This is a genomic window from Kitasatospora sp. NPDC088783, assembly GCF_044750705.1.
Lineage (GTDB): Bacteria > Actinomycetota > Actinomycetes > Streptomycetales > Streptomycetaceae > Kitasatospora > Kitasatospora fiedleri.
Map to the genome: position 1 here is coordinate 20,715 of NZ_JBIVKJ010000031.1, position 6,647 is coordinate 27,361.

The following is a 6,647-nucleotide window of genomic DNA, read 5'->3' on the forward strand; positions in this document are numbered from 1 at the left end:
CCGCCACCCGTTCCGCCGCCTCCACCCTAGGCCGCCGGACCGCCCCTTTTGCTCCATTCACACCGGTTTGGCCGATGCCGTTCGTGGTGAAACGTGCCGGGAGGGGGACTCCTCCCGCCTACCCACCGAGAAACGGAGAGCCGACATGAGCGACACCAACGGCACCGGCGACACCGGCAGCACCGGCGAGCTGCAGGAGCTGGAGGGGGTGACCGTGGCGTTCCTGGTCGCGCCCGAGGGCACCGAACAGGTCGAGCTGACCTCGCCCTGGCAGACCGTCCTGGACCACGGCGGCACCCCGCGCCTGGTCTCCACCGAGCCGGGCGAGATCCGGGCCTTCCACCACCTGGACCGGGCCGACTCGTTCATGGTGGACGCGACCGTCGCGGACGTCTCGGCCGGCGACTTCGACGCCCTGGTGCTGCCCGGCGGCGTCGCCAACCCCGACTTCCTGCGCACCGACGAGAAGGCCGTGGAGTTCGTCTCCGGGTTCTTCGAGCACGGCAAGCCGGTCGCGGTGATCTGCCACGGGCCGTGGACGCTGGTCGAGGCCGACGTCGTCCGCGACCGCACCATGACCTCCTGGCCCAGCCTGCGCACCGACCTGGGCAACGCGGGCGCGCACTGGGTCGACCGCGAGGTCGTGGTCTGCACGAACGGCCCCAACACGCTGGTCTCCAGCCGCAAGCCGGACGACCTGCCGGCCTTCGACCGCGCCCTGGTCACCGCCTTCTCCGCCTCGTCGGCCGCCGCCTGACCCGCCACCGCCTGACCCGCCGGGCCCGGGCCGCAGCCGTCCGGGCCGCAGCCGTCCGGGCCGACCGACACCTCGTCGGTCGGCCCGGTCCGGCTGTCCACCTGCCGACTCGCGGCCCGTCCGATCAGCTCTCGGCCAACGGGTAGGCGTGCCCGAAGGGGTGGCACAGGCCGGGCGGGTAGGGCTCCAGGAAGCAGGCGACCGTGCCGCGCACCGTCACCCGCAGACCGTCCGCGCTCAGGTAGACGGCGAGGCCCTCGTCGGTGGTCTCCGCCGAGCGGTACACCAGCACCACCACCTGCGGGGCGTGCGCCCCCGGTCGCCCGGGGACGGTGATCCGGTAACCGTGCGGCCCTGCCATGACTCCACCTCGGCCCTGCTCGTCCAGGACGTCGTCCACCACGCGCCCATCCCCGCCCCGCGCATACCCCCGGGGCGTTCACCCAATCGCCGCATCCGGCCCGCCCGGTCGACCCGGCGCGACGGCCGCGACGGCCGCGACGGCCGCGACGACCGCGGCCCGGAACAGGCCCACGCTCCGTTCCCGCTTCGCCCGGCCGAGAACGTGCACCTGTGCGGACACACCGAGGGCAGCGCGCTCTGCCTCGCCGACGCACTCCACTGGTTCCACTGGCTCTACTGGTGCCACCGGTCCCGCGACCGGGCGGACCTCGCCGTCGCCGAGTCGGTGACCTGGTGCTCCCTCACCGAACCGGCCGACTCCCCGGCCCGCACCGCTCCTCGGCTGCGCTGCGAGTGGCTGCTGCCCGGCCACGGCGACCGCAGGCACCCGCCCGCCGACGAGTCCACCCGCGGCCTGCACACCCTCGCCGACCGCACCGCCCGGCTCGCGCCCCGTCCGGCCGACTTCACCGCCCTGCGCTGGTGACCCACCGCCCGGCCGCCCAGCCGCCCAGCCGCCCAGCCGCCCGGCCGCCCGGCCGTCGAGCGGTGGCCGGTCCGGTCGGCCCACCTCCGGCACCGGCCTTCCGCCCGACCATCCGCCCGTCCGCCCGTCCGCCCGTCCGCCTGCTCGCCCGCCCACCGAGTCCCTTCACCCGCAGGCGAGTTGACGCTCCTGCGCTAGCCCTCCCGGCGCACCCGGATCGCGGCCTCCTCCGCCGTCAGCCCGGGGCGCGACGCGGGCTCGTCCTCCTCCTCGCTGCCCGGCTCCCCCACGTCCGGCCGCTCGGCCGCCAGCCGCTGGTCCAGGGACTCGCCGCGGGCCTGCTCCTCGCCCGTCACGCCGAAGGACTCCGCCGCGACCGGCCGGTCGCCGGGGACGGACGGGCGCTGCGGGTCGGCGGCGGCCCGGGCGGTGGGCGAGCCGTCCTCCAGGTCCGGCAGGCCCTCGTCCTCGGGGAACGCCGCCGGGTCGGGCGGGGCGGCCCGTTCGGGGTCGAGCGCGGCGGGGGCGTCCTCCACCGCGTCCGGGCGCACCGGGCGGGACGGCACCTTCGGCGGACCGGGCGGGTCGAGCTCCCGGGTGACGCCACCGCCACCACCGCCGTCGCCCGCGAGCCGCTCGTCCGGCTGGACGCCCGGTACCGGCCCCTCGGCGATCTCGGGCTGCTGCTCGTCGCTGCCCGCCACGTTCGCCGTGCCGCCCTTGCCGATCGGGGCGGGCTCGCGTTCGGTGCCGTCGTCCGCGGGCTCCCGGTCCTCCTCGGGCTCCTGCCAGCCGGTGTCCGCGGGGCCGATCGCCCCGCCCATGTCGTGCAGCGGGCGTTCCTGCCGTCCCATCGTGGTGACCTCCCATCGGGTCCGGTCCGCCTCGGAGCGACGGACCGGCACGTGTGCCAGCGCGCCTGCCCGGCCTCCGCCGACCGGAAACGGGCCCGGTCATCCGCCGTCGTCCCTCCCCGGCCGCGTCCGCACGGAAAAATTTTTTCTCCTTGACAGAAAAATTTGTCGGTACGATCCTGGAGGGGTGTTGGACGTCGCCGTGATCGAAGATCCCGCCGCCGCCGAAGCCTCGCTGGACCCGATGCGGGCCCGGCTGCTGGCGGCCCTGGCCGAGCCGGGCTCGGCCGCCATGCTGGCCGCCCGGCTCGGGCTGCCCCGGCAGAAGGTCAACTACCACCTGAAGGAGTTGGAGCGGCACGGCCTGGTGGAGCTGGCCGAGGAGCGCCGCAGGGGGAGCATGACGGAGCGGGTGTACCGGGCCACCGCGGCCTCGTACGTGATCTCGCCGGCCGCGCTGGCGGCGGTCAGCCCGGACCCGTCGCGTTCGCCCGACCAGCTCTCCGCGCGCTGGCTGCTGGCGCTCGGCGCCCGGATGGTGCAGGAGGTCGGCTCGCTGCTGACGGGCGCGGCCCGGGCCCGGCAGCGGGTGGCCTCGTTCGGGATCGACGCCCGGGTCCGGTTCGCCTCGGCGGCCGACCGGGCGGCGTTCGCGGAGGAGCTCTCGCAGGCGGTCACCGCCCTGGTGGGCCGCTACCACGACGAGTCGGCCCCGCAGGGCCGTGTCCACCGGGTGGTGGTCGGCCTGCACCAGGTCCCGGACGCGGCACCACCCGGCACCCCGTTCCCGCCCCCGACTCAGACCCCGTCCCCGTCCCCGTCCCCGTACCCGTCGCCGCAGGAGGGCTGATCCCGTGCCGCACCCCTTCGAGCTGGAATTCGAGCTGGCGCTGCCGGCCGACCCGGAGCAGGTCTGGGCGGCGATCGCCACCGGCCCGGGCATCGACGCGTGGTTCATGGGCCGCAGCGAGGTGGACCCCCGGGTCGGCGGGACGGCCGCGATGGAGACCGGCGGCCACCGGGAGACCTCGACCGTCACCGCGTACGAGCCGGGCAGGCGCTTCGCCACCCGTACCGAACCGGGCCCGGACGGCCGGTTCATGGCCTTCGAGTACCTGGTCGAGGGCCGCGACGGCGGCAGCACCGTCCTGCGGGTGGTGCACAGCGGCCTGCTCGGCGACGACTGGGCGGACGAGTATGACGCGCTGCGCAGCGGCTGGCCGTTCCACCTGCACACCCTGCGCGAGTACCTGGCGCACTTCGCGGGCCGCACCGCCGTCCCGGTGTTCGCCGTCCGCCCGACGGCCGACCGTCCCGCCGGGGAGGTCCGGGCGGCGCTGACCGCCGCCCTCGGCCTCCCGCCCGACCCGCCGGTCGGCGCCCGGGTGCACGCCGAACCGGCCGGACTGCCGCCGCTGGACGGCGAGTTGGTGTGGTCGGACGGCGAGCGCTTCGAGGTCCGCACCGCCGACGGGCTGTACGCCTTCCTGCACCCGGCGGGCGTGCTGCTGCTCTTCCACCACCTGTTCGCGGAGCCGGCCCCCGACGCCCGCACCGCCGAGAGCGCCTGGCAGCACTGGCTGTCCGCCCTGCCCGTCCCACCCGCCCACCGCCCCTGACCCCGCCCGCCCGCACGCACCGCCACCACACACACGCACGCACCGCCATACACACCCACTGCCGCCACACGCCCGCACTGCCCCCCGCCCCCCGCAGCACCGACAGAACGAGGTACCCCCGATGCGCACGCTGATCAGCACCGCCTTCGTCTCCCTGGACGGCGTGATGGAGGCCCCCGGCGGCGAGCCGGGCTACCGCAACTCCGGCTGGACGTTCAAGGACATCGACTTCGTCCCGGAGGCGTTCGAGATCAAGGGCCGGGAGCAGGAGCAGGCCGGGGCGGTGCTGCTGGGCCGGGTCAGCTACCAGGCGTTCAGTCCGGTGTGGCCGGGCATGCCGGAGTTCGCCCGCTACAAGACCCTGCCGAAGTACGTGCTGTCGACCACCCTCGGCCCGGACGGCCTGGTCGACGACTGGGGTCCGACCACGATCCTGCGCTCGGTGGACGAGGTGGCCGCCCTGAAGGAGACCGAGGGCGGCCCGATCGTCGTGCACGGCAGCGCCCGCCTGAACCACGCGCTGTCCGACGCGGGCCTGGTCGACCGCTACCACCTGCTGGTGTTCCCGCTGCTGCTGGGCGCGGGCAAGCGGCTGTTCAGCGACACCGACAAGGACGTGCAGAAGCTGGAACTGGTCGAGTTCGCGGCCTTCTCCAACGGCGTGCAGAAGAACGTCTTCGACGTGGTCCGCTGAGCCACCCCGCGCCCTCGCCTCCCCGCCACTTCCAAGGTAGCGCGCACCGGGGGCCTTGCCGCAAGGGCCCCGCGGGGGCGCAGAATGTCCGGTCGGAGACGGGAAGAAGCGAGAAGTCCGGTAGGTGGTGTTTTCTCACCGTCCGGGCGGTCGGGGAGAGTTGATGATCGACGTGCTGGTGGTCGGCGGCGGGCCGACCGGGTTGATGCTGGCGTGCGAGTTGCGGCTGCACGGGGTGGGCGTGGTGCTGCTCGAACGGCTGGCGGCGCCGACCGGGGAGTCCCGGGGGCAGGGGTTGCACGCGCGCAGCGTGGAGGTGATGGATCAGCGGGGGCTGCTGGAGCGCTTCCGGGCGGTGAGCGAGGAGTTCCGGGTCGGCGGCCTGTTCGCGGGGGAGGCGCGGCCGTGGCCGGAGGGGATGGACACGGCGCACCCGTACGGGCTGGCGACGCCGCAGCCGGTGACGGAGCGGCTGCTGTGGGAGCGGGCCGGGGAGTTGGGCACGGACCTGCGGCGCGGCTGCGAGGTGGTCGGGCTGGTCCAGGACGGCGCGGGGGTGGAGGTCGAGCTGGCGGACGGGGCGCGGCTGCGCTCGCGCTGGCTGGTGGGGTGCGACGGCGGGCGCAGCACGGTGCGCCGGTTGGCGGGGGTGGCGTTCCCGGGCGAGCCGGCGACGGTGCAGACGCTGCTGGGGCAGTTGGAGGCGACGGAGGAGCCGGAGCGGATCGCCGAGGTGGTGGCGGAGGTCCGGCGCACCCAGTTGCGGTTCGGGCTGCACCACGAGGGCGGCGGGGTGTACCGGGTGATCGTTCCGGCGGAGGGGGTGTCGGAGGACCGCGCGGCGCCGACGCTGGAGGAGTTCCGGGCCCGGCTGCGCGCGGTGGCGGGGACGGACTTCGGGGTGCACTCGCCACGCTGGCTGTCCCGGTTCGGGGACGCGACCCGGCAGGCGGAGCGGTACCGGTCGGGCCGGGTGCTGCTGGCGGGCGACGCCGCGCACGTCCACCCGCCGACGGGCGGCCAGGGCCTGAACCTGGGCGTGCAGGACGCGTTCAACCTGGGCTGGAAGCTGGCCGCCGAGGTGGCCGGCTGGGCCCCGCCGGGGCTGCTGGACACGTACCACGCGGAGCGGCACCCGGTCGGCGCGGCGGTGATCGCGCACACCCGGGCGCAGATGACGCTGCTGGGCACGGCGCCGGGCGCGGTGGCGCTGCGCGGGGTGTTCGCCCGGCTGATGGACTTCCCGGACGTCAACCGGTACATCACCGGCGTCATCTCGGGGGTCGACCTCCGGTACGACCTCGGTCCGGGCCCGGCCCTGCTGGGCCGCCGCCTGCGGGACGTGCGGCTGGTGGACGACCCGGGGGCGGGGCGGCTGTACGAGCGGATGCACGCCGGGCGGGGCCTGCTGCTGGACCGGACGGGGCGGCTGTCCGCGGACGCGGGCCTGGACGCGGGCGGCTGGAAGGGCCGGGTGGACGTGCTGGTGGACGGCTGCCCGGAGCTGCCGGCCCCCGCGGTGCTGCTGCGCCCGGACGGGCACGTGGCGTGGGTCGGCGAGGAGGCGGCGGAGGGGCCCGGGGCGGGGTCGGAGGCGGGGTCGGGGTCGGCGGGCCCGGACGGGCTGGTGGCGGCGCTGGAGCGCTGGTTCGGCCCGGCGCGGTGGGCCTCGGCCTGAGGCCCGGCCGGCCTCGCACGTTCGCGACTTCCGCCAACTTTCCCGTCCGGCAAGGAACTTACGAGTTGGTGCGTGATGGCGGGTGAGGGCTGGATCGCCTGTCGGAGGGCTGTGGTTCACACGTTGGCGGTGCGGTCGGAGACGAGGCCGGCGATG

At 75.6% G+C, this 6,647-nt stretch carries 8 protein-coding genes; 6 read left to right on the forward strand and 2 right to left on the reverse strand.

Annotated features, from left to right (window positions below; translation table 11 throughout):
- Nucleotides 1-208: 208 nt before the first annotated feature.
- Nucleotides 209-757, forward strand: coding sequence for a type 1 glutamine amidotransferase domain-containing protein (locus tag ACIP60_RS37600; RefSeq protein ID WP_400693966.1), 549 nt, complete (start codon nucleotides 209-211; stop codon nucleotides 755-757).
- Between the two features lie 124 nt (nucleotides 758-881).
- Here ACIP60_RS37600 and ACIP60_RS37605 read toward each other — a convergent pair whose 3' ends face one another.
- Complete coding sequence (locus tag ACIP60_RS37605) at nucleotides 882-1,118, reverse strand: DUF6296 family protein (RefSeq protein ID WP_400693948.1); 237 nt, start codon at nucleotides 1,116-1,118, stop codon at nucleotides 882-884.
- On the opposite strand from ACIP60_RS37605, the gene ACIP60_RS37610 reads away from it, so the two are divergent.
- A complete protein-coding gene (locus ACIP60_RS37610) occupies nucleotides 1,104-1,646 on the forward strand; it encodes a hypothetical protein (protein ID WP_400693951.1) in 543 nt (180 codons plus the stop codon). The genes ACIP60_RS37605 and ACIP60_RS37610 overlap by 15 nt on opposite strands.
- Nucleotides 1,647-1,840: 194 nt before the next feature.
- Here the strand turns inward: ACIP60_RS37610 and ACIP60_RS37615 are convergent, their stop codons facing one another.
- The gene (locus ACIP60_RS37615) at nucleotides 1,841-2,500 is read right to left on the reverse strand and encodes a hypothetical protein (RefSeq protein ID WP_400693954.1); all 660 of its coding nucleotides are present in this window, start codon (nucleotides 2,498-2,500) and stop codon (nucleotides 1,841-1,843) included.
- 187 nt (nucleotides 2,501-2,687) lie between these two features.
- On the opposite strand from ACIP60_RS37615, the gene ACIP60_RS37620 reads away from it, so the two are divergent.
- The 4 genes from ACIP60_RS37620 to ACIP60_RS37635 all read left to right on the forward strand — a co-directional run bounded on the left by ACIP60_RS37620 (nucleotide 2,688) and on the right by ACIP60_RS37635 (nucleotide 6,491).
- On the forward strand, nucleotides 2,688-3,350 hold the full coding sequence (locus ACIP60_RS37620; RefSeq protein ID WP_400693956.1) for an ArsR/SmtB family transcription factor: 663 nt from the start codon (nucleotides 2,688-2,690) through the stop codon (nucleotides 3,348-3,350).
- A 4-nt stretch (nucleotides 3,351-3,354) separates the two neighbouring features.
- A complete protein-coding gene (locus tag ACIP60_RS37625) occupies nucleotides 3,355-4,119 on the forward strand; it encodes an SRPBCC domain-containing protein (RefSeq protein WP_400693959.1) in 765 nt (254 codons plus the stop codon).
- Between the two features lie 121 nt (nucleotides 4,120-4,240).
- Nucleotides 4,241-4,813: a dihydrofolate reductase family protein gene (locus ACIP60_RS37630; RefSeq protein WP_400693962.1), complete on the forward strand. Its 573-nt coding sequence runs from the start codon at nucleotides 4,241-4,243 to the stop codon at nucleotides 4,811-4,813.
- A gap of 163 nt (nucleotides 4,814-4,976) precedes the next feature.
- Complete coding sequence (locus ACIP60_RS37635) at nucleotides 4,977-6,491, forward strand: FAD-dependent monooxygenase (protein WP_400693964.1); 1,515 nt, start codon at nucleotides 4,977-4,979, stop codon at nucleotides 6,489-6,491.
- Nucleotides 6,492-6,647: the final 156 nt, after the last annotated feature.

What these genes read in the sequence shown, in the direction of transcription:
- ACIP60_RS37605 (WP_400693948.1), bottom strand. Translation starts at nt 1,118, where the DNA reads ATGGCAGGGCCGCACGGTTACCGGATCACCGTCCCCGGGCGACCGGGG.
- ACIP60_RS37615 (WP_400693954.1), bottom strand. Translation starts at nt 2,500, where the DNA reads ATGGGACGGCAGGAACGCCCGCTGCACGACATGGGCGGGGCGATCGGC.
- ACIP60_RS37630 (WP_400693962.1), top strand. Translation starts at nt 4,241, where the DNA reads ATGCGCACGCTGATCAGCACCGCCTTCGTCTCCCTGGACGGCGTGATG.
- ACIP60_RS37635 (WP_400693964.1), top strand. Translation starts at nt 4,977, where the DNA reads ATGATCGACGTGCTGGTGGTCGGCGGCGGGCCGACCGGGTTGATGCTG.